The organism is Kistimonas asteriae, assembly GCF_018263925.1.
GTDB classification, from domain to species: domain Bacteria; phylum Pseudomonadota; class Gammaproteobacteria; order Pseudomonadales; family Endozoicomonadaceae; genus Kistimonas; species Kistimonas asteriae.
Genome location: NZ_JAEVHF010000001.1, coordinates 320042 through 346276 on the forward strand (window position 1 = coordinate 320042; position 26235 = coordinate 346276).

The 26235-nt window shown below is 54.7% G+C and carries 24 protein-coding genes and 1 riboswitch; of the genes, 9 read left to right on the forward strand and 15 right to left on the reverse strand.

Features of this window, described 5'->3' with window-relative positions:
* Nucleotides 1–3: 3 nt before the first annotated feature.
* The 5 genes from KHS78_RS01535 to KHS78_RS01555 all read right to left on the reverse strand — a co-directional run bounded on the left by KHS78_RS01535 (nt 4) and on the right by KHS78_RS01555 (nt 5462).
* Nucleotides 4–888, reverse strand: a complete 885-nt coding sequence (locus KHS78_RS01535) for an ABC transporter ATP-binding protein (protein WP_211824511.1) — start codon at nt 886–888, stop codon at nt 4–6.
* Nucleotides 885–2213 carry a high-affinity branched-chain amino acid ABC transporter permease LivM gene (gene livM / locus KHS78_RS01540; protein ID WP_211824513.1) on the reverse strand — a complete coding sequence of 443 codons (1329 nt, stop codon included), beginning with the start codon at nt 2211–2213 and terminating at the stop codon, nt 885–887. The genes KHS78_RS01535 and livM overlap by 4 nt, the downstream gene beginning before the upstream one ends.
* On the reverse strand, nt 2213–3130 hold the full coding sequence (locus KHS78_RS01545) for an ABC transporter permease subunit (protein ID WP_211824515.1): 918 nt from the start codon (nt 3128–3130) through the stop codon (nt 2213–2215). Before KHS78_RS01545 ends, livM begins: the two co-directional genes overlap by 1 nt.
* Nucleotides 3131–3239: 109 nt before the next feature.
* Entirely contained in the window at nt 3240–4361 is a 1122-nt protein-coding gene (locus KHS78_RS01550) for a branched-chain amino acid ABC transporter substrate-binding protein (RefSeq protein ID WP_211824517.1), read from the reverse strand.
* A 192-nt stretch (nt 4362–4553) separates the two neighbouring features.
* Nucleotides 4554–5462: a sterol desaturase family protein gene (locus tag KHS78_RS01555; RefSeq protein WP_211824519.1), complete on the reverse strand. Its 909-nt coding sequence runs from the start codon at nt 5460–5462 to the stop codon at nt 4554–4556.
* Between the two features lie 180 nt (nt 5463–5642).
* Here KHS78_RS01555 and KHS78_RS01560 point away from each other — a divergent pair, with 180 nt between their 5' ends.
* On the forward strand, nt 5643–6875 hold the full coding sequence (locus KHS78_RS01560) for a metal-dependent hydrolase family protein (protein ID WP_246505981.1): 1233 nt from the start codon (nt 5643–5645) through the stop codon (nt 6873–6875).
* A gap of 59 nt (nt 6876–6934) precedes the next feature.
* Here the strand turns inward: KHS78_RS01560 and amaB are convergent, their stop codons facing one another.
* The gene (gene amaB / locus KHS78_RS01565) at nt 6935–8473 is read right to left on the reverse strand and encodes an L-piperidine-6-carboxylate dehydrogenase (RefSeq protein WP_211824523.1); all 1539 of its coding nucleotides are present in this window, start codon (nt 8471–8473) and stop codon (nt 6935–6937) included.
* A 163-nt stretch (nt 8474–8636) separates the two neighbouring features.
* Between amaB and KHS78_RS01570 the strand changes: the two genes are divergently transcribed.
* Both KHS78_RS01570 and KHS78_RS01575 read left to right on the forward strand, forming a co-directional pair.
* Complete coding sequence (locus KHS78_RS01570) at nt 8637–9092, forward strand: cupin domain-containing protein (RefSeq protein ID WP_211824525.1); 456 nt, start codon at nt 8637–8639, stop codon at nt 9090–9092.
* A gap of 158 nt (nt 9093–9250) precedes the next feature.
* On the forward strand, nt 9251–10261 hold the full coding sequence (locus tag KHS78_RS01575) for a 2-dehydropantoate 2-reductase (protein ID WP_211824527.1): 1011 nt from the start codon (nt 9251–9253) through the stop codon (nt 10259–10261).
* Here the strand turns inward: KHS78_RS01575 and KHS78_RS01580 are convergent, their stop codons facing one another.
* Nucleotides 10262–11182 (reverse strand): DMT family transporter, encoded by a 921-nt coding sequence (locus tag KHS78_RS01580; protein ID WP_211824529.1) that lies wholly within the window; start codon nt 11180–11182, stop codon nt 10262–10264.
* A gap of 265 nt (nt 11183–11447) precedes the next feature.
* Here KHS78_RS01580 and KHS78_RS01585 point away from each other — a divergent pair, with 265 nt between their 5' ends.
* Complete coding sequence (locus KHS78_RS01585; protein WP_211824531.1) at nt 11448–12932, forward strand: S10 family serine carboxypeptidase-like protein; 1485 nt, start codon at nt 11448–11450, stop codon at nt 12930–12932.
* 56 nt (nt 12933–12988) lie between these two features.
* Here the strand turns inward: KHS78_RS01585 and KHS78_RS01590 are convergent, their stop codons facing one another.
* From KHS78_RS01590 to metN, 3 genes are all read right to left on the reverse strand, one after another.
* Nucleotides 12989–13807, reverse strand: coding sequence for a MetQ/NlpA family ABC transporter substrate-binding protein (locus KHS78_RS01590; RefSeq protein WP_211824533.1), 819 nt, complete (start codon nt 13805–13807; stop codon nt 12989–12991).
* Nucleotides 13808–13898: 91 nt separating this feature from the next.
* Nucleotides 13899–14558, reverse strand: coding sequence for a methionine ABC transporter permease (locus KHS78_RS01595; protein WP_211824535.1), 660 nt, complete (start codon nt 14556–14558; stop codon nt 13899–13901).
* Nucleotides 14548–15582: a methionine ABC transporter ATP-binding protein MetN gene (gene metN, locus KHS78_RS01600; protein ID WP_211824537.1), complete on the reverse strand. Its 1035-nt coding sequence runs from the start codon at nt 15580–15582 to the stop codon at nt 14548–14550. Before metN ends, KHS78_RS01595 begins: the two co-directional genes overlap by 11 nt.
* 112 nt (nt 15583–15694) lie before the next feature.
* A riboswitch (SAM riboswitch) is annotated at nt 15695–15772 on the reverse strand.
* Nucleotides 15773–16105: 333 nt separating this feature from the next.
* Between metN and KHS78_RS01605 the strand changes: the two genes are divergently transcribed.
* A complete protein-coding gene (locus tag KHS78_RS01605) occupies nt 16106–16816 on the forward strand; it encodes a hypothetical protein (RefSeq protein ID WP_211824539.1) in 711 nt (236 codons plus the stop codon).
* 7 nt (nt 16817–16823) lie between these two features.
* Here KHS78_RS01605 and KHS78_RS01610 read toward each other — a convergent pair whose 3' ends face one another.
* The 4 genes from KHS78_RS01610 to zapE form a co-directional block, all read right to left on the reverse strand.
* The gene (locus KHS78_RS01610) at nt 16824–17816 is read right to left on the reverse strand and encodes a DsbA family protein (RefSeq protein WP_211824541.1); all 993 of its coding nucleotides are present in this window, start codon (nt 17814–17816) and stop codon (nt 16824–16826) included.
* Between the two features lie 79 nt (nt 17817–17895).
* Nucleotides 17896–20142 (reverse strand): heavy metal translocating P-type ATPase, encoded by a 2247-nt coding sequence (locus tag KHS78_RS01615; protein WP_211824543.1) that lies wholly within the window; start codon nt 20140–20142, stop codon nt 17896–17898.
* Nucleotides 20143–20312: 170 nt separating this feature from the next.
* Nucleotides 20313–20615, reverse strand: coding sequence for an ArsR/SmtB family transcription factor (locus KHS78_RS01620; protein WP_211824545.1), 303 nt, complete (start codon nt 20613–20615; stop codon nt 20313–20315).
* A gap of 46 nt (nt 20616–20661) precedes the next feature.
* On the reverse strand, nt 20662–21780 hold the full coding sequence (gene zapE, locus KHS78_RS01625; RefSeq protein ID WP_211824548.1) for a cell division protein ZapE: 1119 nt from the start codon (nt 21778–21780) through the stop codon (nt 20662–20664).
* 212 nt (nt 21781–21992) lie between these two features.
* Here zapE and KHS78_RS01630 point away from each other — a divergent pair, with 212 nt between their 5' ends.
* From KHS78_RS01630 to KHS78_RS01645, 4 genes are all read left to right on the forward strand, one after another.
* Nucleotides 21993–22463 carry a Z-ring associated ZapG family protein gene (locus KHS78_RS01630; RefSeq protein WP_211824550.1) on the forward strand — a complete coding sequence of 157 codons (471 nt, stop codon included), beginning with the start codon at nt 21993–21995 and terminating at the stop codon, nt 22461–22463.
* Nucleotides 22464–22645: 182 nt separating this feature from the next.
* The gene (locus KHS78_RS01635) at nt 22646–23272 is read left to right on the forward strand and encodes a transglutaminase-like cysteine peptidase (RefSeq protein WP_211824552.1); all 627 of its coding nucleotides are present in this window, start codon (nt 22646–22648) and stop codon (nt 23270–23272) included.
* 37 nt (nt 23273–23309) lie between these two features.
* Nucleotides 23310–23792 (forward strand): acyl-CoA thioesterase, encoded by a 483-nt coding sequence (locus tag KHS78_RS01640; protein ID WP_211824554.1) that lies wholly within the window; start codon nt 23310–23312, stop codon nt 23790–23792.
* A 99-nt stretch (nt 23793–23891) separates the two neighbouring features.
* A complete protein-coding gene (locus KHS78_RS01645) occupies nt 23892–25178 on the forward strand; it encodes an MFS transporter (RefSeq protein WP_211824555.1) in 1287 nt (428 codons plus the stop codon).
* A gap of 27 nt (nt 25179–25205) precedes the next feature.
* Here the strand turns inward: KHS78_RS01645 and trxB are convergent, their stop codons facing one another.
* The gene (gene trxB / locus KHS78_RS01650; protein ID WP_211824556.1) at nt 25206–26168 is read right to left on the reverse strand and encodes a thioredoxin-disulfide reductase; all 963 of its coding nucleotides are present in this window, start codon (nt 26166–26168) and stop codon (nt 25206–25208) included.
* Nucleotides 26169–26235: the final 67 nt, after the last annotated feature.

The window sequence follows — 26235 nt, forward strand, 5'->3', positions numbered from 1 at the left end:
TCCTTAAACGGCCGCTTCCAGCATATCTTCCTCATCGGTGCCGAGGTAAGCGCCAATGACATGGGGGTCGTCCCGAATCGCGGCGGGTTTTCCGCTGGCAATCACCTCACCATGATCCAGCACCACAATATGATCGGAAATGTTCATCACCATCCCCATATCATGCTCAATCAGTAAAACCGTTACTCCGAAATCATCCCGCAACTGACGAATCATGGCGCTCAGCTCCACCGTTTCGTTGGGGTTCAGGCCTGCTGCCGGTTCATCCAGGCAGACCAGATCCGGCCCGGTGCACATCGCCCGGGCAATCTCCAGCCGTCGCTGCTGACCATAGGGCAACTCACCGGCCAGTCGGTTGGCATGCTCAACAAGGTTGACCACATCCAGCCAGTACCAGGCCTTTTCCAGACCGTCGGCCTCCGATCGCTGAAACCCCGGAGTATTCAACAGGCCGGACATCATGTTGCGGTTCATCTGCATATGCATGGCCACCATCAGATTTTCCAGCACCGTCATCTCCTTGAACAGACGGATATTCTGGAACGTGCGGGCCATACCCGCGCGGTTGACCTGGTGCGAACCACCAAACATCTTGAAATAAAGGCGTGACCCGAACTGTACCGGATTCAGAAAATCGTTTGCTTGAAAGGCCTCTCCCAGCACTTGACCGATATCTGTTTCACGGCCTTTGGCATGAAGCACGATACGCCCCTCTGTAGCCTTGTAAAACCCGGTCAGACAATTAAAAACCGTGGTTTTACCCGCCCCATTAGGGCCTATCAGTGCCGTAATACTGCCTCGCCGAACACTGAAAGACACATCGCTCAGCGCCTTGATCCCGCCAAAACACATCGACAACTGATCAACCTTGAGAATATCCGTGCTCATTGTGCACCTCCCATGGCAGGCGCCATGCCGGCTTGAGACTCCCCCTTCGGTCGTGAATGCGCTTCACGGCTTAACCGCACCAGCCCACGTGGACGCCAGATCATCATCAACACCATCAATGCGCCAAACATCAGGACCCGGAATTCGGCAAAATCGCGCAGCACCTCCGGCAGGATGGTCAAGACAAACGCAGCCACCACAACACCACGGGTAGAACCAAGCCCCCCCAATACGACAATGGCCAGGATCAGTGCTGATTCAAAGAATGTAAACGACGATGGATTCACAAAACCCTGGTAAGTCGCAAAAAATACCCCGGCTATTCCACCAATGGCTGCCCCGGTCATGAACGCTGAGAGCTTGACTACCACATGATTGATCCCCAACGACCGACAGGCAATCTCATCCTCTCGCAGGGCTTCCCAAGCACGTCCCAACGGCATGCGGGTAAGACGTCGATTGATATGCAATACGACCCACACCAAGGCCAGCAGTATCAGGAAGATAAAGATAAACTTGTAGTTGGAACTATATTCCAGGCCAAAGAACTCATGAAACGGCGTTCCCTCCTTGACCCGGCGCTTGAACTCTAACCCAAACAACGTCGGCGCAGGTGCAGACATACCATTGGGACCACCGGTAAAAGCTGTCCAGTTATTCAACACCAGTCGGATAATTTCACCGAACCCAAGGGTGACGATCGCGAGGTAATCCCCATGCATACGTAGAACCGGAAAACCGAGCAACGCACCAAACACTGCCGCCAATAATGCAGCCAGAGGCAGCATGGCCCAGAATCCCAATCCAAGGTATTCATAGCCCAGTGCCAATCCATAAGCACCGATGGCGTAAAAGGCCACAAATCCCAGATCCAGCAAACCCGCCAGCCCAACAACAATATTGAGCCCCAGCCCCAGCAACACGTAAATCAAACCGAGGATCACCACGGTGATCCAGTACTTGGTGGCCACAAAGGGAAAGATCAAACCGGCAATAAACAACAATGGAACGATATAACGCAGGTGGCTTTTCTCACCCAGGGGTTTGACATAAACGCCCGTCTTGCGATTACCAAAGCGCTTCAGCAACGATTGCCCTGCTGTGGTTTGAACAAACAGCGACATGGTCAACCGCCCGATGGCAATCACCCCGACAATGGCGAACAGCGTTTCCATCCGCAACTTAAACTCATAACCATCCAGCAGAAAGCCGATCATGGGCCCGAAAATCACCAGCGACAGCAGTGCGGCGGCCGAGGTATCAATCAGGCTGCGCTTCCAGTCAAGGGTGCCGGATATGGTGGTTGCTTGCGCGTTCGGCTGCATCAGACTTTCTCCACTTCCGGCTTACCCAGCAGGCCACTCGGCTTGAAGATCATGATCAGCACCAGCAGGCTGAAGGCAAAGACATCCTTGTAGTCCGTATTGATCATGCCCGAGAACAGGGATTCCGACAGGCCAAGGATAATGCCGCCCAGCATGGCTCCCGGCAAAGAACCTATCCCCCCGAGCACGGCCGCCGTAAATGCCTTGATGCCGGTGATGAAGCCGACATAGAAGTCAAAGGTTCCATAATTCATGGTCACCAGCACCCCGGCCAGCGCCGCCATCGACGCACCGATAACAAACACCGTGGAAATCACCTTATCAGTATCAATACCAAGGATGGAGGCCATCTTACGATCCTGCTGGGTGGCCCGACACTTACGGCCCAGGCTGGTACGGTGAATCAACCAGGTCAGCAAGCCCATCCCCAGCAATGCAGCAATGACAATCAGCATCTGGATATACGACATCTGAACAAAGCCATCGCCCATATTGATGCGGATGCTGCCTTCCAGCAGAACCGGCACCCCCTGGTTCCTGGCACCCTGACTGATCTGCACATAATTCTGTAACACCAGTGACATGCCGATGGCCGAAATCAACGGCGCTAGTCGTGTAGAGCCTCGTAACGGCCGGTAGGCCACCCGCTCAATGGTCCAGCCATAAACGCCATTGATAACAATGGTAAACGCCAGCGTCGCCAGCAAAATGATGGGAAAAGATTCAATACCGAAGAAAGCCAGAATGGCAATAATGATGGCGGTCAGGTAAGCCGAGACCATGTAAACATCACCATGGGCAAAATTGATCATGCCGATAATGCCGTACACCATCGTATAACCGATGGCGATCAGCCCGTATACGGAACCCAGGGTGAGTCCGTTGACCAGCTGCTGAAGAATGATTGAAAGATCCATACGTTACCCGGTTACGACTTGAATTATTGTTATTACCGGATAGACGGGTCGTCTCACCCGGTCGTATAACTGCCAGGGCCCCGGGGATTACCCGAAGCCCTGTGCCGGATCAGAGCTGACCGTAAGAACCGTCAGTACCCCACTGGTACATGACGTAATCGGATACTTCCAGATCACCCTTGTCATCAAAGGCTTTCTTGCCGAGCACGGTATCGACGGTGTTGTCCTTCAACCAGGCCGCCACCTTGGCGCCATCCGTACTCTCTACCGCCGTTGCACCTGCGACGATCGATTGCATCGCCGCATAGGAATAGAGCGTGTAACCTTCAGGCTCATAGCCGGCTTTCTGGAAGGTGCTGACCACTTCCTTGCCATTGGGAATCTGGCGAGGATCGGCACCGAAGGTCATCAGCACGCCATTGACAAAGCTGGCGCCACCGGCAGCCTTCAGGAAGTCTTCAGAAACAATACCGTCACCGGAGATGAACTCGGCTTCCACACCCTGCTCACGCATCTGACGTACCAGCGGGCCAGCCTCTGAGTGCAGACCGCCAAAATAGACGACTTCCGCCTTACTGGAACGGATCTTGGTGACCAGGGCATTGAAATCTTTCTCACCACGAGTCAGACCTTCATACAGCACTTCCTTCACACCCAGCTTGTTCATATGGGCTTTCATGGCGTCCGCCAGCCCTTGGCCATAGGTGTCCTTGTCGTGCAGCACGGCAACCTTGGTCGCGCCCAGTTCGTTGACAATATGTTCAGCGGCAACGGTTCCCTGCTGGTCATCCCGGCCACAGATGCGGAAGACCTGGTCAAAATCCTGTTCGGTCAGTTTAGGGTTGGTAGATGCAGGCGTGATCATCAGGATGCCGGCTTCATCGTAGATCTTGGAAGCAGGAATACTGGATGATGAGCAGAAGTGGCCAATGACAAAATCGGCACCATCAGAGTCCACCAGTCGGTTGGCGACAGAGACTGCCTGTTTAGGCTCACAGGCATCGTCCGCCTTGACCAGTTTGATCAGTTCCCCGTTAATGCCCCCCTTGGCATTGATATCCTTGGCTGCCTGTTCTGCGCCTTTCCAGAGCTGTTCACCAAAGGCCGCGTAGGCGCCCGTGTGGGGACCGGCAACCCCTATCACCACATCCGCCTGAGCCACACTGGCCATACCCATGGCGCCGGCTACGGCAACAGACAGAAGGCTTTGCTTGAGAAGAGTCTTGCTCATGATTGTTCCCTGCTTTCTTTATTGTTGTTATGACCGCCGGCACTCCGCACGGTCATCCGAGGGAGCTCATAGGCAAGTTTCACACCAGATCACCCAGTGTCGGCGGATCGGGATAAACTGCCCATGATTAAAGCCTGAGTGCAGCATCGTTTCTGCACAGGGAATTCATAATGGCACAATCAACGCACCGATTTAAAGCCTTGGTTCCACCTTCTCCAGTGACGATGCGTGGGAGGGTTCAGGCGATGATTCGTCAGGCTGCCAGTCCGGATAACCAAAAAGATGCCTCAAGCGCTGGCCCATGCGTTTTCCCGGCGCAAAGGCATCGCGCAGCATGTCGCGCCATTCATGAAACGACAGCGTGATGGGGTTATGGGAGCAGATCTGGCGGGTAATCCCATATTCACAGGCTTCGCCCGGTTTCTCATCAACAAAGGTACCGAACAGCCGATCCCAGATGATCAGAATACCACCGAAATTCCGGTCGATATACGACGGATTACGAGCATGATGCAGCCGATGATGGGCAGGCGTATTGAAGATCCACTCAAACCAGCCCAGTTTAGGAATGACCTGGGTATGAATAAAGAACTGGTAGAACAGGTTCATCAAAACAACGGCGATTACTGTTTCCGGCGGAAATCCCAACATAACCATCGGCGTCCAGAATACCCACATGCCAGCGACCGGGTACATTAGGCTCTGACGAAACGCCGTGGAGAAATTGAGTTTCTCGGATGAGTGATGAACCACATGTGCTGCCCACATCCAGCGAATATTGTGACAGGCACGATGAAACCAGTAGTAAAAGAAATCCTGTAGCAGGAACAGCAGGGCAATTGACCAGGCGGTCACGGGTATCTCGAACAAGCGGACATCAAACAGCCAATAATAGACGGCAATGACCATCACACCGGTGAGTGCTTCCACCAGCTGATACATGCCCGCCAGCATGGCATTGGATACCGTATCGGCCAGTGAATAGTTGGCGCTTTCAGGGAAGTGGCTCCTGTGTTTACGGAGATAAAAGAACTCTGCGCCAATCGTCACCAGGTAAAGCGGTGTCAGCAGCAACAGGAGAAGATTGATATCAAAATCCATGCAACACTCTCTGTGATTTTTATTGTTCTTACGCTGCGTATTATTTCACGCCTTTACCGTGAAACCATGACTCCAGTGCTCGCTCTATCGGTCATAAGGGGATAAAAAACACACTGCAGCCCCTGTAGGCTATCCTGCAGAGCGGCCTATAAATCCGAATACCTGACTGCCTGCAGGAGCATGAGTGTGACAACAATTCGCATCATCAATACCCATATCCTTGATGCAGCGAACGGTCATCTGCTGCCGAAACAATGCCTGAGTATTGCTAATGGTCACATTACGGCGGTCAGCGATGTCATTCCCGACGAACCAGCGGATATCTCCCTTGATGCGGAAGGGCGTGTTGTCATGCCTGGCCTCTGCGACGCCCACGTCCATATCACTGCGGCGACACCAGATTTTGTCGCCTTGCGCCACTGGCCACCTTCCTACGTCACCGCCCATGCCGCAGGTATCCTGAACGGTATGTTGATGCGCGGCTTTACTACAGTACGGGATGCCGGCGGTGCCGATTTTGGCTATGCACAAGCCATCGAGGAAGGGCTCCTTATCGGCCCCCGCCTGCTCTTTTGCGGACATGCCCTGTCGCAAACGGGCGGACACGGTGACATGCGTCTCCCGGGGGATGAACACACTGACCACTGCTTTTGCTGTGCGGGGTTAGGGAAAGTCTGTGATGGCGTCGCGGAGGTTCGACGCGCCTGTCGTGATGAAATCCGTAAAGGTGCCCACCAGATCAAACTGATGGTCTCCGGTGGCGTCGCGTCCCCAACAGACCGGATCACCAGCACACAGTTCGCCGAGGATGAAATCCAGGCGGCCGTTGAGGAAGCAGAAGCGGCTAATCGCTATGTGATGGCCCATGCCTATACTAACCGTGCAATTGTGCGGGCACTAAAGTGCGGCGTACGCTCCATTGAACATGGTAACCTGATAACGCAGGAAGGGATTGAATTACTCAAACAAAAACAGGCATATCTGGTGCCAACCCTGTCGACCTATGACCGGCTGGCTCGCGAAGGTGTGGAAGCGGGTATGCCCGTAGCACTGCAGAAGAAAGTCTATAGCGTACTGGATGCAGGGATTCAGGCCTTGGAAACAGCCTGGCAGGCCAATGTGAATATTGTATTTGGCACGGATTTGCTGGGCAGCATGCACACATCCCAGTTGCAGGAGTTTGCCATACGCCGGGAGGTCATGCCCGCCAGCTCGCTAATACAATCCGCCACCCTGAAGGCGGCAGAACTGTTCAATATGTCCGATGAAATAGGCACTCTGGCAGAAGGTTACCGGGCAGACTTGCTGATAGTGGATGGCAACCCACTTGAAGATATCACTGTATTACAAGACCCCGAACGCTATCTGAAAGTCATCATGAAGGATGGCAGAATTTATAAAAATACCCTGTAGTGCCCCACTAATGGCTCTTAGGGAAACAACAGAAAACCCTAAGAGCCCGCTGACTTCTATCAACCAAACTCAATACCCTGGGCAAGCGGCAATTCGCCCCCGTAGTTGATTGTATTAGTGGCACGACGCATATAGTTTTTCCAGGCATCACTGCCAGATTCCCGGCCACCACCGGTTTCCTTCTCCCCCCCAAACGCCCCGCCAATTTCTGCCCCGGAGGTGCCAATATTCACATTGGCGATACCGCAGTCAGACCCTGCAGGCGACAGGAACCGTTCTGCTTCCCGCATATTTTCCGTGAATATGGCCGAGGAAAGCCCTTGGGGAACCTCATTATGAATGGCAATGGCTTCGTCCAGATCGTCATATTCCATGACATACAGAATCGGTGCGAAAGTTTCGTGATGGACGATGTGCGCATCATGCCGGATCTTCACAATGGCAGGGCGCACATAAAAACCACCGGCAGGAACATCATGCAAGACCTGATCGCCGCCAAACAATACCTGTCCGCCTTCTCTCTGGGCTTCACCCAACGCCAGTTGCATGGCATTAAAGGACTGCTGATCTATGAGGGGGCCAACCAGCGTACCGGCATCCCTTGGGTTGCCAATCGGTAATGTCTGGTAGGCTTTGACTAACCGGTGACAGACCTTGTTGGCTAACGCGCTATGGCAGATCAACCGACGCAATGTCGTACAACGCTGCCCGGCGGTACCTACCGCCGAGAAAACGATCGCACGAAGTGCAAGATCAAGGTCTGCCGAGGGTGCCAGAATCATCGCATTATTACCGCCGAGCTCCAGCAGTGAGCGACCCAGTCTGCCAGCCACTGTCTGTGCGACCTTTTTCCCCATGGGAATCGAACCCGTGGCCGATACCAGCGGAATCCGGCTGTCTGCGCTCAGTTGCTCTCCGGTGTCCCGATCACCAATCACTACTGTTGAGACCGACCGCGGGATTTCCGGCATGCCGTCCAGTACCTTATCGACCACAGCCTGAACCGCCAGCGCGCACAGGGGCGTTTTCTCTGAGGGTTTCCAGATAATCGAATTACCACAGACAATCCCCAACATGGCATTCCAGGCCCAGACCGCCATGGGAAAGTTAAACGCGGTAATGACCGCCACCGGCCCCAGCGGGTGCCACTGCTCCATCATCCGGTGCCCCGGTCGTTCACTGGCAATGGTCAAACCGTAGAGCTGGCGGGAAAGCCCAGTGGCAAAATCACAGATATCAATCCATTCCTGCACCTCACCGAGGGCTTCCTGGGTAATTTTCCCGACTTCCAGGCTGATCACTTCAGCCAGCGCCTCTTTATGTGCACGGGCTACTTCGCCAATGCGTCGGACAAACTCCCCCCGAACCGGGGCAGGCAGTGTTCGCAGACGCTCAAACGCGCTCTGCGCTTGCAAAATGACACTATTGACCTGTTGTTCACTGGCCATCTTCCCCCGGGTCAGGCCCTTGCCATCAATCGGTGAGGATACGATCAACAGATCGCCATCACCGGGCATTGCCCCATCACCCGCGACAGCCGTAAAGGCCTTTTCCGTCGCATACCCTGAGCCAAGTTGTGAAAAAATTGCCAGTGTCATTGTCCGCCTCACCTGAACCGGTTATCCGGGTTAACCGACGCTGTCTGCCGGTTACATTATCTATCGTCCTTGATTGTTAAAAATACGCACTAAACAATCGTGATGCCAGAACCAGCGTCTATGATTGATTGGATTCATACGCTTCATACCAAGGATTGTCATCATGATTAAACCCCTGCTCCCTCTGTTTATGGTCATTGGCAGCACTGTGACTTATGCCGCATCCGATGACAAACCCTATGGAGGCAGGTTGCAGGTTGAAACCGTCAAAGAGCAAAGTGTCACGGACGATGGAAAACCCATTCAGTATCCTCTCACCGAGCATCCACAGGTAAAAACGCTCAGAATCAAGACACTTCCCGGTGGCGAGACCGGCTGGCACTATCACCCTCTGCCGGGGTATGGCTTTGTGCTCGCGGGTACGATGGAAGTCACCCTGGAAAATGGTCGAAAAAATCGTTACGAAACCGGGGAAGCCATTTATGAAATTGTAAAAATTCCTCACAACGGTCGCTGTGTCAGCACCACCCCCTGTGACGTGATTGTTACCTTTACCAGCGCTGAAGGCGTACCGGTCACAGTGATGGTTCCACCGATGGAAGAGTCGTCGGCGCTATAGCGGTCGCGACCATCCTGAAGGTGACATCACAGGAAGAATCCTGCTAGGCTGAATGACGCCTGTATGTCGATAGACGAAAATAACGCATCATCCCGGTTGCCGGCAGATGGCTGTAATCGCTGCAGCAATGAACAACGGATCTGACAGAGAAACACGACATGACGTCACGCATTGCGATATTCGGAGCCGGATCTATCGGCTGTTTCATCGGCGGCAAACTGGTCGCTGCCGGTTACGAGGTCATTTTTTATGGCCGTCCTGACCTTCAGAAAGCGATTCAGACTTCCGGCCTGCAACTGACCGAACTGGAAGGCACTGAAACCCACATTCCTGCAGAACAGATCACCTTCAGCACGGATCCTGCCATCTTATCGGATGCCGACCTGATTCTGGTCACCGTCAAGAGCCGTAACACCGAGTCCGCCGGTCGCACCATTCGGGATCATTGCAGTCATTTCCCAACCATTATCAGCCTGCAAAACGGTATCGAGAACACGGCAATCCTGCGACGCCTGCTGCCTGGCTACAAGGTAACGGGCGGCATGGTACCCTTCAACATCCTGAGGATGGATAAAACCGCATTTCACCGTGGCACAGACGGCACGCTCATACTGCAGGAGTCTCCTGAGACACTGCCGCTTCAACAGGCGCTGGAGCGGGCCGGACTAACGACCGAAACCCACAGGGATATCAGCAGCATTCTCTGGGGTAAATTACTGCTCAACCTGAATAACGCCATTAACGCACTGTCAGGCCTGCCGTTAAGACAGCAGCTCGCCCAGCAGGCCTACCGCAGAGTGCTGGCGACGTGCATCCGTGAAACACTGACCGTGTTGCGCGTAGCCAATATCCGACCGGCAAAAACGGGTAAAGTGATCCCAAACCTGCTACCACTGATCCTGACACTACCCGACCCGTTATTCATCAAAGTGGCCGGCGCCATGCTGAAGATGGATGACAATGCCCGCTCCTCCATGTGGGAAGACCTGCAGCGGGGACGGGAACCGGAAGTGGATTACATCAATGGCGCGGTCATTCGCCTGGGTGAAAAGATCGGTGTCGCCACGCCTGCCAACCAGACCATTACTCGACTGATGCGGGCCGCCCATGCCAATGGCAAGGGCAGCCCATCGCTCTCAGCAGAGAAACTGCAAAACTACTTTAACTGATCAACCGGCTGACGAGGCGGCTGGCGTTTTGCTCAGCCATCGCCTCAACAGGCGAATATTGATCTGCGAAAGCAACATACCAGACAACATGACAGCGCAACCCGCCAGGGTTTGCAGTGTCACGGTTTCATCCAGCAATAGCCAGCCGCCCAGTACCGCAAATACCGCTTCCAGGCTGAGGATGATGGACGCATGGGCCGCCGGTGCATTTTTCTGGGCAATGATCTGCAGGGTATAGGCAACACCGGTCGACATCACACCGGCAAAGGCAATAGCCGCCCAGGCGCCCTTGACCCCAGTCATGGTGATATCCTCAGTAGGCAGTGCAACAGCCAGACTGAGTCCGGCACAGGTCAGAAACTGAATCACCGCCAGCAACAAACCACTATGCCTGGGCGCCAGCCAGCCGATCAGCAACACATGCAGTGCCCAGAACAACGCCCCGACTAACATCAGCATATCCCCCTTGTTCAGGGTGACATCTCCATGCATGGTGAGCAGGTAGAGTCCGACCATCGCAAGCAACATACCCACCCAGGTGTTCAAACCGGTTTTCTGTCCCCACAACAGTCCAATCACTGGCACCAGAACAATATAGAGTCCGGTAATGAAGCCCGCATTACCCGCCGTCGTATACAGCAGCCCCACCTGCTGCAGTGATGCGCCCGCGAACAGTAGCACCCCCATCGCCATCCCTCCCAGTATCAGCGACCGGCTGATAACCAGGCTGCCACCCGGCTCCCGTCGTCGCAGCCAGACAATCACCGGCAGCAGCGAACAGGCGCCGACAAAAAAGCGAATGGCATTGAAAGCATAGGGTCCCAAATGGTCCATCCCGACACGCTGGGCGACAAACGCCAGCCCCCAGATGGCCGCGGTCAGTATGAGCAATCCGTCAGATGCGAGCGTGCTTTTTTTCATAAACGACTTATGACTTCCATTTTATGAGTTATGTTTATTATTCCTGCCAGACCCTGCTGGCATGGTCGGAGGTGGCCTCCACCCCGGATCATATCGGCATCCCTGCCTGCCGGACAGTGGGGTTCAGCATATTCCCCGAATTTCTTACGATGAAGAGCAAACCACCCGTGCTGAACTAAGCTGTTCCGGTGCTCATGCCACAGGTTTTCTCAACAAGGGCGCCTTTACTCCATTCGTCTTCATACAATCCGTGAGGTCTTCATTGATGCATCTGCCAGCAATGGCTGCAGCCAGCCTGATACTGTTATTGTGTTTCTATCAATCAGAGACGATTGCAGACACGGAGAAACCAACAGAAAAAGAAGTCGCCGTACGCTATACCCGCTGTGGCGGCCAAGAGGTTGCTTACCAGGTAACACTGGAATCCTTCGCCATTGCAGCACAGGGCATGCGACCCGCCGTGGACATTCATGCCTGGCGCTATAGCCGTACCCCCAATGACACTGATTTAAGCGATCCAACCCGCCGGGCCACACTATTTGCCTGGAGCGGGGGTCCTGGCGCATCGGCCATGACCCTTCACATGGGCCTGCTGGGGCCAAAACGGATCAATCTCCAGAACTGCCCGGATACCGGTGACCCTCTGGCGGCAAGCCTCGAAGACAACCCGGAATGTCTGCTGGACTTGATGGACATCGTCCTGATTGATCCGCCGGGTACCGGGTATTCCGGTTCCACGGACAAGGACAACCTGCAGTATTACTTCAACAGCGACCGCGATGCCAAAGTACTGGCTGACACCATCAGCCAATACGTCAAACGCTACAACCTCTGGCGTCAGCCACGCTTTGTGCTGGGAGAAAGCTATGGCGCCGCCCGTGCCGTCAAAGTCACACGAGAGCTGATCCAGCAGGGTCTGCCGGTTTCCGGAATGATTCTGTTGGCGCCTCACCTGTTCTACAGCTGTACCGACAACATTGACGCCCTGTGCTGTAACTGGAACCTGCAGTCCTATGCAGTAACCGCGCGCTACCATGGGTTGTCTGCAGAAAAAAACCTCAACCTTGACCACTTTCTGAACACCCTGAAAAGCTTCAGTGACAGCACCTACCTGCCGGCCATGATCAATGGGCATCATAGCCACCATCAGTATCCAGACAACCTGCCCCAGTCACTGGTTCGCTATACCGGTATGACCGAGCAGGATTTCCAGGTGTACGGTTACTGCCCATCACCCACTGATTTCATTGAAAGCACCCTGCGCAATGCCCAGATTATCCCGGCATTGAAAGACAGCCGGTTTCACATCCCCTTTGAGGCCTACACCGGTGCCCGCACCCTGATCAACCCCATCATCCTGATCAACCAGACCTACATCCCACTGTTCAACGAGTACCTCTACACCGAGTTGAAGCCGGAAAAGGAACAGCCCTATGTCAGCTTTAATCCGAAAATACTGGGAGACTGGCAACAGTTGACCGGTGACACCATGAATGCGGTAATCGACGACATGACCACCAGCATGATGGCTCAGCGCCAACTCCGTATCCTGGCGCTGGCCGGGCTCTATGACCTGCAGATTCCGTTCCGGGCCATTGAGTATGTGCTTTCACGTCCGGGTATTGACCCGTCACGGGTGGACTTGCGCTTCCTGCCCTCCGGGCATGGACCGTATGTGGATGAAGATGGCCTCGTAACCGTCAGCCAGGCGATACGGTCAATGGTCACCAAAACACTGTCTGATCACTGAACCATAAAAAAAGCCCTGCGCCTAAACGGAACAGGGCTTTTCATTCATCTCAATGCTCAGCGCCAGCCTTGAACGGCGCCGCCTTTGAACAATTCCTCAGCTTTCTTTTCTACCGCTTCAGACTGGAAGGAAGCCACCAACTGCGCGATACGGGGATCCTGACGGTTGTCCTGGCGGGAAACGATGATATTGACATAAGGCGAGTCCTTATCCTCCATCAGCAGTGAATCCCGGGTCGGCAGCAGGCCGGACGCAACAGAATAGGTGGAATTGATGAACGCCAGATCAACGTCATCCAGTGAACGGGGCAGCTGGGCGGCATCCAGCTCAATGAAGCTCAAGTCATGGGGATTATCGATGATATCAACCGGGGTTGCTTCCAGGTTGGACGGATCCTTGAGGGTCACCAAGCCCGCTTTATGCATCAGAAGCAGGGTGCGGCCTTCATTACTGGGATCGTTGGGAATCGCCACTTTGGAGCCATTAGGCAAGTCTTCCAGACTGGTCAACGTCCGGGAATAAGCACCAATGGGGTATACGAAGGTATTGCCCACAACTTCCAGCTTAAAGCCACGATCATTGACCATACGATCCAGATAGGGTTTGTGCTGGAAAGCATTGATATCAATGCTGCCGTCGGACAGGGCAATGTTGGGCGCAACGTAATCCTGGAATTCCACCAGTTCTACGTCCAGGTTATACGTCTGCTTTGCTTCATCTGCGGCCGTACGCATCAGGTCGGCCTCCGGACCCGCGATCACACCAATTTTCAGTGCGGTATCACCACTCTCACTGCTACAACCAGCCAGGACCAATCCCGTACAGGCAACGGCTGCCGCCAACCACTTACTGACCGATTTCACTACAGGTACCATCGAACGCCTCCTGACTACAGTGCTTTATACCGTGCGCCATCGCACGTTGTTATACATAACCCGGCACGCAATGAAGCCTTGCCGGAATCAATCAGGCCTGTTTGTGCTCAAACCGGGCCTGCAGGCTTTCACCTGCCCACTGGATCAATTGAACCAGCACGATCAATACCACCACGGTTGCCAGCATGATGACGCCGTCAAACCGCTGATAACCATAACGAATCCCGAGATCACCCAGACCGCCACCGCCAATAGCGCCCGCCATGGCAGAATACCCCACCAGCGTCACCAGGGTCAGTGTCATGCCATGGATCAGCCCGGGCAGTGCCTCGGGCAACAGGACACGGCTAATAATCTGCATGGGTGAGGCCCCCATGCTCTGGGCGGCTTCCACTAATCCGGCCGGCACCTCGTTCAGCGCACCTTCAACGATTCGTGCGACAAAGGGAATCGCCGCAATCGTCAGCGGCACAATGGCTGCGCTGGTGCCAATGGAAGTCCCCACCAACAAGCGGGTGAAGGGAACAATCGCCACCATCAGAATGATAAACGGGATAGAACGCCCGGCATTCACCACGCCACCCAGCAGTTGGTTCAGGACCCGACTTTCCATGATTTTCCCGGGCCGGCTCACATGGAGCAACACTCCCAACGGAATGCCAAAGACAAAACTGAGAGCACCGGCCACGGCCACCATGTAGAACGTTTCCCAGAGCGCCTCCCCGAGCATCAACCAGGCATTAATGGACATAACCTACCACCTCCACGCTAACCTCCTGGCTCCGGAGATATTTAATCGCCTCATCAACCGCTGCCTCAGAACCGAACAGTTCCACCATGAGGAATCCCATACTTTTGCCGTTTACGGTCTCGATATCCGCCTGCATGATGCTGAAGTCCACCCCAAACTGGCGAGATGCCTTAGTGATCAGGGGCTGACCTACCGTGCGACCGACAAAGGTGATGCGAATAACCGGTCGTGCCCCAGGCGCAGGCTCCGTTTGAAAGCCGGATTCCAAATCATTAGGTCGCTTCTCATGGATGGCCGTCCGCACAAACTCACGGGCGAGCTCTGTTTTCGGACTCAAAAAGAACTGCTCAACGTCATTCTCTTCAATCAGCTGTCCCTGGCTGAGAATGGCCACACGGTCACAGATGGATTTCACCACATCCATTTCATGGGTAATCATCAGGATTGTGAGCCCCAGCTTGCGATTGATGTCTTTCAGCAGGTTGAGGATGGCTACGGTGGTCGCCGGATCCAGCGCCGAGGTTGCCTCATCGCAGAGCAGCACACGGGGACTGCTGGCCAGCGCCCGGGCAATGGCGACCCGCTGCTTCTGGCCACCACTCAACTGGGACGGATAGCTGTTGCGCTTATCGCTGAGCCCTGTCAGCTCCAACAGTGGCTGAACGGTTTTTTCGATCTCGGCGCTGGACATGCCGGCCAATTCCAGCGGCAGCGCGATATTGCCAAACACCGTACGGCTGGAAAGCAGGTTAAAATGTTGGAAAATCATGCCGATATGCCGACGCGCCTGGCGCAGGTCACTCTCGGCCATGGCAGTCAGGTCCTTGCCCGCAACGATCACCTGGCCGGAGGTTGGACGCTCCAGCAGATTCACACAACGGATCAGGGTACTTTTACCGGCACCACTGGAGCCGACCACACCATAAATGCAGCCTTCCGGTACATGAAGGGAGATTGAGTCAAGGGCTCGCACCGCTGATGCGCCCTGACCAAACTGTTTTGTTATCTGTCTGAGTTCGATCATTTCAGCTCCGCATACTGCTCGTCCTGCGGCGCTAAAAGAGAAGAAGCCTAACCGGTATGGAGGCCGGTTCGGGCATAAAAAACCACTCTGCCCAGAGAGTGGTTTTTACGAATCCCGTCGTCAACCTTTCTCTTTAGCGATATTTATAATGCGCCCGCAAGCCGAAATACAAATCAGCGCCATGTCGCGAGGCTAAGTGTTGCCACCGATGCTGTCAAGCCCTCTATACTGCCGGTTAGGTAATATGTGTCCGTACAGCCCAAAAGCGTCAGTCACGATAAGCAGGCAGTTAACATCACTGACAAGCGCGGTGGGATTCTATAGAGTGACGGAAGCCATCGAACTGGGGCTTTGTCAGGCCACCTGACAGTAATGTTTTATTATTCCGGCCGCCGATGCCGATATGATTAGCAATACAAACAATGGCGCCAGTATGCATGCGAAATAACGCGCGCATAGCACAGATGTACAAGTACCGGCGCCAACGCATAATCACAACCAGAACGCAGGAGGACACAGCATCATGTCGGACAGTAAGAATGCCCTGAATCAGCCCGATGCACCCGCCCAGGATGGCATGAACCTGCTATGTGATGGTTTCCGTGATCAACTCATGCAGAACATCCAGTACCTCCGGCAGGGCGACGGCCGCCTGGTGCTCGACACACTGGATGAAACCGGCCAGTGGCACGCCACCCAGATGAACGGTTTTCTCAAAACCCTGGTTCTCCCCCCCATCACCGACGCCATTATTGCCCTGCACACCCATATTACGGAGAAAAACAACGCGGGTAATGGCGCTGCGACAGAAGCCAGTATCCAGCACGGTGTGGAATTGTCTGACCTGAGTTATCACGGGGCATTCACCGTTACCCGCCAGCCGGGGGACCGGAAACAGGTAACCCTTCTGGCGCTGCACTTTTTGCGGCAGCAGATGGACGCGATGCAGCGCCAGACCGCCATTGAGCTGGCTGACCAGTCCGAAGACATCGGCCTGATTCGCTGCAGCATGATTCTTGATGGCCTCAACCAGTCTCTGAAAAACCTGATCCAGTGCCTGCTCTGCGCCACCTTTCCGGATTACTGCAACAGCGACCGTTTCAGCCATATCCGAATCATTGAAGATAATCAGTGTCTGTTTGACAGCCTCTCCGTCTGCCCCCGGGGCCGGAACACCTGGGCTCCGGCTGGCATCCCGGTGGCAGGGCAGTCAATTTATAGTCAGCCGGATTAATCCCCGCTCAGGATGATTTCGACTGGCTAAGCAGGCCCCGAATCTGGTTTTCAATATCCGCACCCGACAGTCTTTTTCCATTCAGAAAAAACGTCGGCGTGCTGGATACGCCGTATTGGCGACCAAAGGCTGTTGCTTTTTCCACTGAACGCTCTGATTCCTTCGATGCCATACAGGCTTCAAACACCCGGGTATTCAAACCCAGTTTTGCCGCAATGGTTCCGGGCGCATTTTTGGACAATGATCCCTGTTGCGCGTAGGCGAGCGTGTGATAATCCCAGTATTTATCCTGCTGCCCGGCACACCAAGCGCCGCGCATGACGGTGGTTGATATGCCGGAGGCCAGATCCACCACAGGGAAGTCCACATAATACACCTTCAGGCTATCGGGAAAGGCTTCCATAAGACGGTTAACCATCTCTGCGCCCTTCTTGCAGTAGGGACACCGGTAATCAGCGAATTCAACCAGCGTGAATGGGGCATCCGGCTTCCCCTTGACAGGATAACCAGCCATGGGCAAATCAAAGACGGGGGCTTTCGGTTCCGGAACAAGCACCTTCAGACCACTCTCCTGTCGGAGCTTCTCCATGACGGCAGCCATTTGCTGCTGCTCACGAATACTTTCCAGCTGCTCGCGGATGGCATCCCTCACTTCATTCAAAGGCGCCTGAATATGATCGCGGTAATTCTCATAAAACGCCTGAATCTCCCCGTCAGAAACCGGCTTTATGGTTAACAGCGCCGATCGTATTTCATCGGTTGTCTTGCCCTGTGCCTTGGCCTGTTTCTGAACATGTAGTTCCAGAGCCCCCCGCTCAAGCAATGCCCGCTCACTCTCCCAGGCCTCACGACGGATTTCATAAAGCGACTGCTGCACCCAGGGTGACAACTGAGACTCTGCAATAGACTGTTGATCAAAGTGCAACAGCGCTGGAGTGTCAGCAACAGCAGAAACACTGAACAGCAGGCTACTGATGACCGCAAAAACAACGTTTTTCATCAAGGATGATCCCAGGTATTCAAGAAAAACAACCTCCCTGTCACCCATTCCCGAAAGTAGATTCAACGCGGGTAAAGACTCAGTCTTTACCCTTTCGCAACAACCGCAACGCATTGGCCGTCACCAGCGCCGTGGCGCCACTGTCAGCCAGAACCGCCACCATCAAGCCGGTTACCCCCATAAGACTGGTCACCAGGAAAATGGCCTTGAGCCCCAGCGCAAGTGCAATATTTTGCCGGATAATGGCCATCGCATGACGCGACAGGCTGATAACATCCGCGACTTCGCGCACACGGTCATGGGTCAGTGCGGCATCCGCCGTTTCAAGCGCGACATCGGAGCCCTTACCCATGGCAATCCCGATATCGGCCGTTCGAAGTGCCGGCGCATCATTGATGCCGTCTCCGACCATGGCAACCGGTGCGGACACCTGCAATGCACGAACCGCATTGACCTTGTCTTCCGGCAACAGCCCGGCACGAAAACCCATCCCAAGCTGACTGGCAATAGCCCTGGCGGCCCGGGGATTATCCCCAGTCAGCATGACACTCCCGACGCCAATACCCTGCAGGCGTTCAATCGCATCACCACTATCGCTGCGCAGCGTATCACTCAGCGCCAGCAAACCGACAAGTTCGCCATCCACTGAGGCACAAACAACGGTATTACCCAATTCTTCAAGGCGAACGATCTCTGCTTCGATAGCCGGTAAACGCGTCACAATCTCAGCCATGGCAGTAGGGGAACCCACTCGAATACTCTGCCCCTTTACAACACCGTGAACGCCATGCCCGGCCAGTACGGTAATCTCATCGGCAAGCCCGACACGGATACCGCGACGCTCCGCCTCCGCCAGTATAGCCAGCGCCAGTGGATGGCTCGTGCCTTTTTCAACAGCCGCTACCAGGGGCAACCATTCGACTTCTGACGCCCCAAAACTGACCACCGCCGTGACTTCAGGTTTACCCAGCGTCAATGTACCGGTTTTATCAAACGCCACCTGGCGAATACTGGCCAATTGCTCAAGCGCTGCGCCGCCCTTGATCAGAATGCCTTTGCGGGTCGCTGCCGCCAGCGCCGATGTGACGGCGGCGGGTGTCGAAATAATCAGCGCACAGGGGCAGGCTATCAGCAAGAGTGCAAGGCCACGATAGACCCAGACATCCCAGGGCTGCCCGACCAACAACGGTGGCAATACAATCACCAGCCCAGCTACGACCATCATCAACGGGGTATACCAGCGGCTGAACCGGTCAATGAATCGCTCGACCGGCGCCTTATGGGCTTCCGCCTCTTCAATCAGGGTCAAAATGCGATCGATGGCATTCTCGCCCGGCTCGGATTGAACTCGCAGTTGCACCAGCCGATCCGTGGCCAGACTGCCGGCCAGGATCCGGTCACCGCCAACATGTTCAACGGGCAGTGATTCACCGGTCAGCGCACTCTCATCGAAACTGCCCGCCTCGGTAAGCAATTCTGCGTCCACAGGCAAACGATCACCCGGCCGAATCTCGATAACATCTCCCGGCCGGAGACTATCTGCCATGACCTCCTGTCGCTCCTCACCACGGATCAGGATGGCCGTATCCGGCGTGAGCGCCATCAGCGACTTGACGCCGCTGCGTGCCCGATCAGCCGCCAGGCTCTCCAGCTTCTCCCCGATCATGAAGAGAAACACCACCATGGCCGCTTCGAAACTCTCCCCTAATGCCAGTGCGCCGATAACGGCAACCGTCATCAGGGTTTCCATGCCAAAAAAATTGCCGCGCCCGGCCTGGCGCAGCACGCCCTGCATGATCGGGAACAACCCCAAAAGCGCCGCAGGCCAGAATGCCCAGGCTCCCCATTCCGGCACCACCAGCCGGCTGAGACCACCCGCAACCATCAACCCTGCCAGAATCAGCAATTGATGATGCTGCCGCATTCGGTCAGTGAGAGAAGACTTGGAAGCAGTACGGTCGTTAACGCCGGATAATCCATACCCCAACCCGGTCACGGCGGCTTCAATCTGGGAGAGGTTCAGGCGGGAGACGTCAAAATCAACAGTAAGACGGAGGGTAGCAAAGGTAATGTGCGCTTTGATCAGGCCATCCAAACGATGGAGGGCGGTTTCTACCTTGCTGATACAGCTGGGGCAATCTATGCCGCTAATCGTCCAGGTATGGCGGGAAGGTGGACTGTCGCCTTCTTCATCCTCTTCCGCACAACGGGCGCTGGAAGCACTGGCCCCTCCGGATTCAGCACCCGAAGCACAGCACGCTGTTACGTCTTCCGAGGCCTGCAGGCAACAGCTTTTGACCGTAGGAGCAGCCTGCGTAGTATCCATGGTGCCAACATGCGTATTACAACGATGGTTTGAGCAGCATGACATCATTACACCCTCCACAGATAAATTATAATTCATATGAATTATAATTTATTTATCGGGTAAGGCAACCGGTTTTAAGCTTCATATTGATCGGTAACAATGCCCAACAGGTAACGATCCGCCGGTCATCACTCCCGAACATGCTGGATCAAGTCATTAAGAACACACCGAATATGGTCATCATCCAGCGTGTAGAGCACCTGTTTACCCTGGCGGCAGGCCTTAAGAATACGGGCATCACGCAGCCCTTTGAGGTGATGGCTGGTCAGCGACTGGGACATGCCCGCCAGCTCCGATAAGCGGGCAACCGGCTGGGGCTCGACCATGCAGGCCAGCACTAGCTTCAGCCGGCCTTCATCCCCCAACTGTTTGAACAGGCCGGCCAGCGCACTGTGCTGTTCCGGATTCAATGAGAGGCTGTCAGAGGTCATAAATTGGTTTTCAGCAAGTATTGATGATTATTCATCCTGCCAGACTTCAGGGATTATGGGGTCTGGCCAGGTATTCACGGGATTGCATTTCCTGCAATCGGCTCAACGTCCGTTTGAACTCAAACTCCAGTCGTCCATCGCGATACAGGGATTCCAGCGCCGTTTCACCTGACATAATCAGATTCACCCCCCGATCATAGAACTCATCCACCAGATTGATAAAGCGCCGCGCCTGATCATCCATACTGCCATTCAGCTGCGGCACCTGCTCAATCAATACGGTATGAAATTCCCTGGCCAGTTCAATATAGTCATTCTGGCTCCGCGGGCCATCACAGAGGGCAACAAATGTGAACCAGCCGATATCATCACAGACCCGGATCGTCCGGATCGGACGCCCTTCAATCTCCAGCACTCGCCCTTCCTGGATATGGGCACTGTCCGCCACCAGCTTACAGAAACTGTCATGCAGACTGTCCCTTGCGGTTTCGTCGAGCGGGTGGTGGTAAATCTGCGCCTGTTCCAACACCCGCAACCGGTAATCCACGCCACTGTCGACATTGACGACCTCGGTATACCGGTTTAACAACGCTATCGCCGGCAGGAATCGGGCTCGCTGAAGACCATCCTTGTATAACTCATCCGGTACGATATTGCTGGTTGCCACCAGCGTGACGCCATTTTGGAACAGTTGCTCCAAAAGACCGGCCAGGATCATGGCATCGGTAATATCGGAAACGAAAAACTCATCAAAACAGATGATTCTGGCTTCTGCGGCCAGCCGCTGCCCCACAATCACCAGAGGGTTCTTTTCACCGTCCAGGGATTTCAGCTCATCATGCACCCGTCGCATGAACCGGTGGAAATGGGTTCGCATCTTGTCGGGAAATGGCAGACTGTCGAAAAAGGTATCCACAAGATACGTCTTGCCCCGACCCACACCGCCCCAGAAATAGAGTCCCTGCAAAGGCTCGGGCTGGCGTCGCTGCAGTTTTGAAACGAGGCGTTTCAGGCCGGATGACTGACGCGCATCCGCGGCCAGCAGGTCATCATAAAGCCGCTGAAGATGGTGCACCGCGTTTTCCTGGGCCTTGTCATGGACAAAACCCTCCCGCTGGAGATCCAGACGATAACGCTCAATAGGTGTCCGCTCACTGGGTGTCATTGTATTCCCTGCGCTGATGTTTCTTCTGACTACTGCACGGCCTGCGACAGGCCTCCAAGCCCTGGCTTCGCAGGCGCGACACTTTACCGGCCTGTATCAATAGTGGCAACAATTTGCCACAGATGGTAACCGCCCCGCTCTATACAGCAGGGGTAAAAGATTATAAGTTAGAGTCTCAGCCGGGAACTACTGATGAATCAAAGAGGCTTATTTTGGAAACAGCGAACTTGTTGTGGATGACGGGTGGACTGGCCTTTTTTACCGGCCTGGTGATGGGAATGGTCATCAATCACCTCCTGGGTGGTTCCCGCACCGGGAGCAGCCAGCTGCGCAAGCAACTGGACAAGGCCGAAGCCGAACTCAATGAATACAAGGAAAAAGTCGCGGATCATTTCAGCACCACCGCGCACCTGGTCAACCGCATGACGGAAAGCTATCGCGACGTGCATGAGCATATGGCCGCCAGCGCCAATGATCTGTGCACCGATGAACTGACCCGCCAGCGCCTGAACGATGCCCTGCTGGGCAGCAACACCCTGCTCTCAGGTAAGAGCGACGAAAAAACGTCGGATATGGTCGAACCGCCGAAGGATTACGCGCTCAAGAGTGATCCGGCAGAAGCCGGTACCCTGGCGGACAACTTTGGCATGGATAGCACCAAGAAAGCGGTCAACAACGCCTGATTTCAACGCCTTTCGGGCAGGCCCGTGTGCCTGCCCGCCCTCATAATAACCTTCCACCAACTACAAACGCCGCGTTATCAGGATTCGCCATAAACACGCCTGTCCCCTGGCCAATACGCCGCAAACCAACCACGCCTGCCAACTAGACTTGATGGTATAGACCTGACAAATCGCTGTGATGTATGTCTGGCACACAAAGGACGTCCGGACAGGGAACGCAGAGCAACCTGCTGAACACCCAGTCTGAATCAACACAAAGCAAAAAACCGGTAGAGCGAAAGCATGCTGATGAATTTTCCCGCTATTTGGGAAAAGATCAGGAACCGCCTGCAGAACCCTCTCCCTCGGCGATCAGCAAGCCGAGATCGGGTAATCAGGCCGCAAAGCCAGTCCCTGACCAGGTATTTATGGTCAATAACATGGTGAACAATAACTACCAGTATGTGCGGGATTCCCGGCAGTTCAATGCAACTGATTACTGGCAGACACCCGATGAAATGAAGCAGAACATGGCGGGAGACTGCGAGGATTTCGCTCTGCTGAAATACCAGATCCTGCAGGAGCGCGGCGTCAGCGAGGATCGGCTGTCACTGGCCTACGGCAAGCTGAACGGCGAAGGCCACCTGATCACGCTCTACAAGGACAATGAAGGGCATGAGCATGTACTCGACAACGCCGCCAGTGACATTCGCACCGTGGAAGAGCGAGACGACTTGCGGGTACTGGTGCGATTCAAAATGGATGACGTCTCCTATGGCAAAGACGGCTGGCTGAAAGTACTGGAAAAGATTCGCTCTCGCGCCGACTGATCAACGAATTCAATAAACCAGGAACAGGAATATCACCATGAACAACCAACGCACACTCAACTTACGCTTCCTGGCAGAGCCTGCGGATGTCAATTTCGGCGGCAAGGTCCACGGCGGCGCCGTGATGAAATGGATTGACCTTGCCGGTTACGCCTGCGCCGCAGGCTGGAGCGGACGTTACTGCGTCACGGCCTATGCCGGCGGCATCCGGTTTGTTTCCCCTATTCATGTCGGCAACCTGGTGGAAGTGGAAGCCCGGGTCATCTACACCGGTCGCAGCTCCATGCACATCGATGTCAATGTGCTGGCCTGTGACCCCAAATCCGGCGATCGTCGCCAGACCACCCACTGTATCCTCATCATGGTGGCGGTCGATGAATCGGGTCACCCAGTTCGCATTCCCGAATGGGTGCCGGAAACCGAGGAAGACATCCGGCTCAAGGAAACCGCCATCAAACTGATGGATATGCGCAAGCAGATCAGCGATGAAATGGCCATATTATTCGGTGACAGGACATAACCCCGGGCGCGTTTAGCGCCCTCCCATGCTGGCAGTTTCTTCAATATTGACCATACTGGCTTCGCCAACTTTTTCCCATGAGGGTGTCACCGTTCTCACATGGCCAGCATGCTGTCTCTCTCCCCGGGCACCCTGAAGATATTGTCTGCCGCAGGCAGCACCCTGGAATTTTACGATTTCACCCTGTTTATTCTCTTTGCTCCCCAGATTGCCGCCAATTTCTTTCCTGCGGAGAGTGGATGGAACGGTATCCTGCCGGTGATGCTGCTCTTTGCCGTGGGCTATATCATCCGTCCCCTGGGTGGGCTCCTGTTCGGGCATATCAGCGACCGCCATGGTCGACGAACCGTTTTCCTCAGCTCCATCACGTGCATGTCCCTGGCAACACTGAGTATTGGGCTACTGCCTGATTATCAAACAATCAGTTCGTTTGCCCCGTGCCTCTTGTTGGTATTACGCGTCATCCAGGGTATCTCACTCGGCGGCGAACTGCCTGGCGCCATTGTGTACTCTGCAGAACACGCACCGGCAAACCGGCGAGGGGGCGCTACCGGACTGGTTATCGCCGGTGTGACCTTTGGCAATGTGATGGGCAGTCTGAGCGGCGTACTCCTGTATAGCGTATTGAGTGATGTCCAGATCAACCAGTGGGGATGGCGTTTACCCTTTATTGTCGGCGGAATCCTGGGCATTGCCGGTTACTATTGGCGCAGAAAATTCACGGAAACCCCTGTATTTCAGGCTGCCATTTCAGGAAACACGCCTTCAGCGTTGCCTCTGAAAATCCTCATTACCCGGTTTCCTACCCGCTTAATCAGGGGACTGCTGATTGCCTCCGTACCAGCATCGCTTATCGCTGTATTACTCTTCATACCGAGGTACCGTCAGCATTATCTGCACAATACAGGACTGTCTGACTTCACCCTGACCACCGTACTCTTTTTATTGATCTGCCTGAATACCGTGATATTTGCGCACTGGTCGGATAAAACCGGGCGACGCCCTATTCTATTTACAGGCCTGGGGCTGCTGACGGTGTCGGCGCTTCCCCTGTGGTCAATCCTCCTGCACGCCCCTGATTGGAGCTATGTTATTGCATTGCTCACCCTGCCTTTCGGCATGATCATGAGCTGTTATGAAACCATGCTGGTCGAACTGTTTCCCACAGAGGTACGAACAACAGGGGTTGCCTGTTGCCATAATCTGGCATTTGCGCTGATTGGCGGACTGACCCCCGCCCTACTGGAAAGTCTCTGCCAGCAGGGGCTGTTATCCAGCCCCGCGTGGATCCTGACCGCGTGCAGCCTGACCACTGTGGTGGCAGTCTTTGGCCTGAATGACAGATACCGGCAACCGCTCGCATCCCTGGCAGCAAAATCCCGTTGAGATTCTCGCTACTAAAGACAAAGCGATTTACTGGCCTTCCTGCTCAGTATCAAGAAAACGTTCAGCATCGAGTGCTGCCATGCAACCGGTGCCTGCCGAGGTAATGGCCTGACGATAGATATGATCCATGACGTCTCCGGCAGCATACACACCGGGGATGGAGGTTTGCGTCGCATTCCCTTCGGTGCCACTCTGAACCTTGATATAGCCATCTTTCATGTCGAGCTGGCCGGCAAAAATCTCTGTATTCGGACTATGGCCGATGGCGATAAATACGCCCATCACATCAATATCTGACGTTTCATCAGTCTTGACGTTTTTCACCCGCACTCCGGTTACACCGGCGTCATCCCCAAGCACTTCCTCAAGGACAGAGTCCAGCACCAGTCGGATATTGCCATTCTTCACCTTGTCGTAGAGCTTATCCTGCAGGATTTTTTCTGAACGGAACTGGTCGCGGCGGTGAATCACGGTCACGGTTTCAGCAATATTGGAGAGATAAAGCGCCTCTTCCACTGCAGTATTGCCGCCACCGACAACCGCGACATGCTGCTTGCGATAGAAGAATCCGTCACAGGTTGCGCAAGCGGAAACACCGCGCCCCTTGAAGGCTTCCTCGCTGTCCAGCCCCAGGTAACGGGCACTGGCGCCGGTAGCAATGATCAGGGCATCACAGGTATAAACGCCACTGTCACCCTCCAGACGGAAAGGACGCGTCTTCAGGTCTGCCGTATGGATATGGTCAAAAATGATCTCGGTATCAAACCGCTCGGCATGGGCTTTCATCCGCTCCATCAGGGCTGGCCCCTGCAGGCCTTCCACATCACCCGGCCAGTTATCCACTTCCGTCGTGGTGGTCAGCTGTCCACCCATCTGCATACCGGTGATCATTACCGGGTTCAGGTTTGCCCGGGCGGCATAAACCGCGGCGGTATAACCGGCCGGGCCAGAGCCCAGGATCAGCAGGCGGGCATGTTTCACTTCACTCATCAATCGCTCCGAATTCCGTTACCATTGTCCGGCGAAAACTGTGGCAGACATCATAACGGTCTGCGAA

Coding starts and splice junctions, on each gene's coding strand:
- metN (WP_211824537.1), bottom strand. CDS start 15,582: ATGATCGAACTCAGACAGATAACAAAACAGTTTGGTCAGGGCGCATCA.
- KHS78_RS01595 (WP_211824535.1), bottom strand. CDS start 14,558: ATGTCCATTAATGCCTGGTTGATGCTCGGGGAGGCGCTCTGGGAAACG.
- KHS78_RS01545 (WP_211824515.1), bottom strand. CDS start 3,130: ATGGATCTTTCAATCATTCTTCAGCAGCTGGTCAACGGACTCACCCTG.
- KHS78_RS01585 (WP_211824531.1), top strand. CDS start 11,448: ATGCATCTGCCAGCAATGGCTGCAGCCAGCCTGATACTGTTATTGTGT.
- KHS78_RS01535 (WP_211824511.1), bottom strand. CDS start 888: ATGAGCACGGATATTCTCAAGGTTGATCAGTTGTCGATGTGTTTTGGC.
- KHS78_RS01590 (WP_211824533.1), bottom strand. CDS start 13,807: ATGGTACCTGTAGTGAAATCGGTCAGTAAGTGGTTGGCGGCAGCCGTT.
- zapE (WP_211824548.1), bottom strand. CDS start 21,780: ATGACACCCAGTGAGCGGACACCTATTGAGCGTTATCGTCTGGATCTC.
- trxB (WP_211824556.1), bottom strand. CDS start 26,168: ATGAGTGAAGTGAAACATGCCCGCCTGCTGATCCTGGGCTCTGGCCCG.
- KHS78_RS01645 (WP_211824555.1), top strand. CDS start 23,892: ATGGCCAGCATGCTGTCTCTCTCCCCGGGCACCCTGAAGATATTGTCT.
- KHS78_RS01570 (WP_211824525.1), top strand. CDS start 8,637: ATGATTAAACCCCTGCTCCCTCTGTTTATGGTCATTGGCAGCACTGTG.
- KHS78_RS01550 (WP_211824517.1), bottom strand. CDS start 4,361: ATGAGCAAGACTCTTCTCAAGCAAAGCCTTCTGTCTGTTGCCGTAGCC.
- KHS78_RS01640 (WP_211824554.1), top strand. CDS start 23,310: ATGAACAACCAACGCACACTCAACTTACGCTTCCTGGCAGAGCCTGCG.
- KHS78_RS01615 (WP_211824543.1), bottom strand. CDS start 20,142: ATGGATACTACGCAGGCTGCTCCTACGGTCAAAAGCTGTTGCCTGCAG.
- KHS78_RS01580 (WP_211824529.1), bottom strand. CDS start 11,182: ATGAAAAAAAGCACGCTCGCATCTGACGGATTGCTCATACTGACCGCG.
- livM (WP_211824513.1), bottom strand. CDS start 2,213: ATGCAGCCGAACGCGCAAGCAACCACCATATCCGGCACCCTTGACTGG.
- KHS78_RS01555 (WP_211824519.1), bottom strand. CDS start 5,462: ATGGATTTTGATATCAATCTTCTCCTGTTGCTGCTGACACCGCTTTAC.
- KHS78_RS01620 (WP_211824545.1), bottom strand. CDS start 20,615: ATGACCTCTGACAGCCTCTCATTGAATCCGGAACAGCACAGTGCGCTG.
- KHS78_RS01635 (WP_211824552.1), top strand. CDS start 22,646: ATGTCTGGCACACAAAGGACGTCCGGACAGGGAACGCAGAGCAACCTG.
- KHS78_RS01560 (WP_246505981.1), top strand. CDS start 5,643: ATGAGTGTGACAACAATTCGCATCATCAATACCCATATCCTTGATGCA.
- KHS78_RS01575 (WP_211824527.1), top strand. CDS start 9,251: ATGACGTCACGCATTGCGATATTCGGAGCCGGATCTATCGGCTGTTTC.
- amaB (WP_211824523.1), bottom strand. CDS start 8,473: ATGACACTGGCAATTTTTTCACAACTTGGCTCAGGGTATGCGACGGAA.
- KHS78_RS01605 (WP_211824539.1), top strand. CDS start 16,106: ATGTCGGACAGTAAGAATGCCCTGAATCAGCCCGATGCACCCGCCCAG.
- KHS78_RS01610 (WP_211824541.1), bottom strand. CDS start 17,816: ATGAAAAACGTTGTTTTTGCGGTCATCAGTAGCCTGCTGTTCAGTGTT.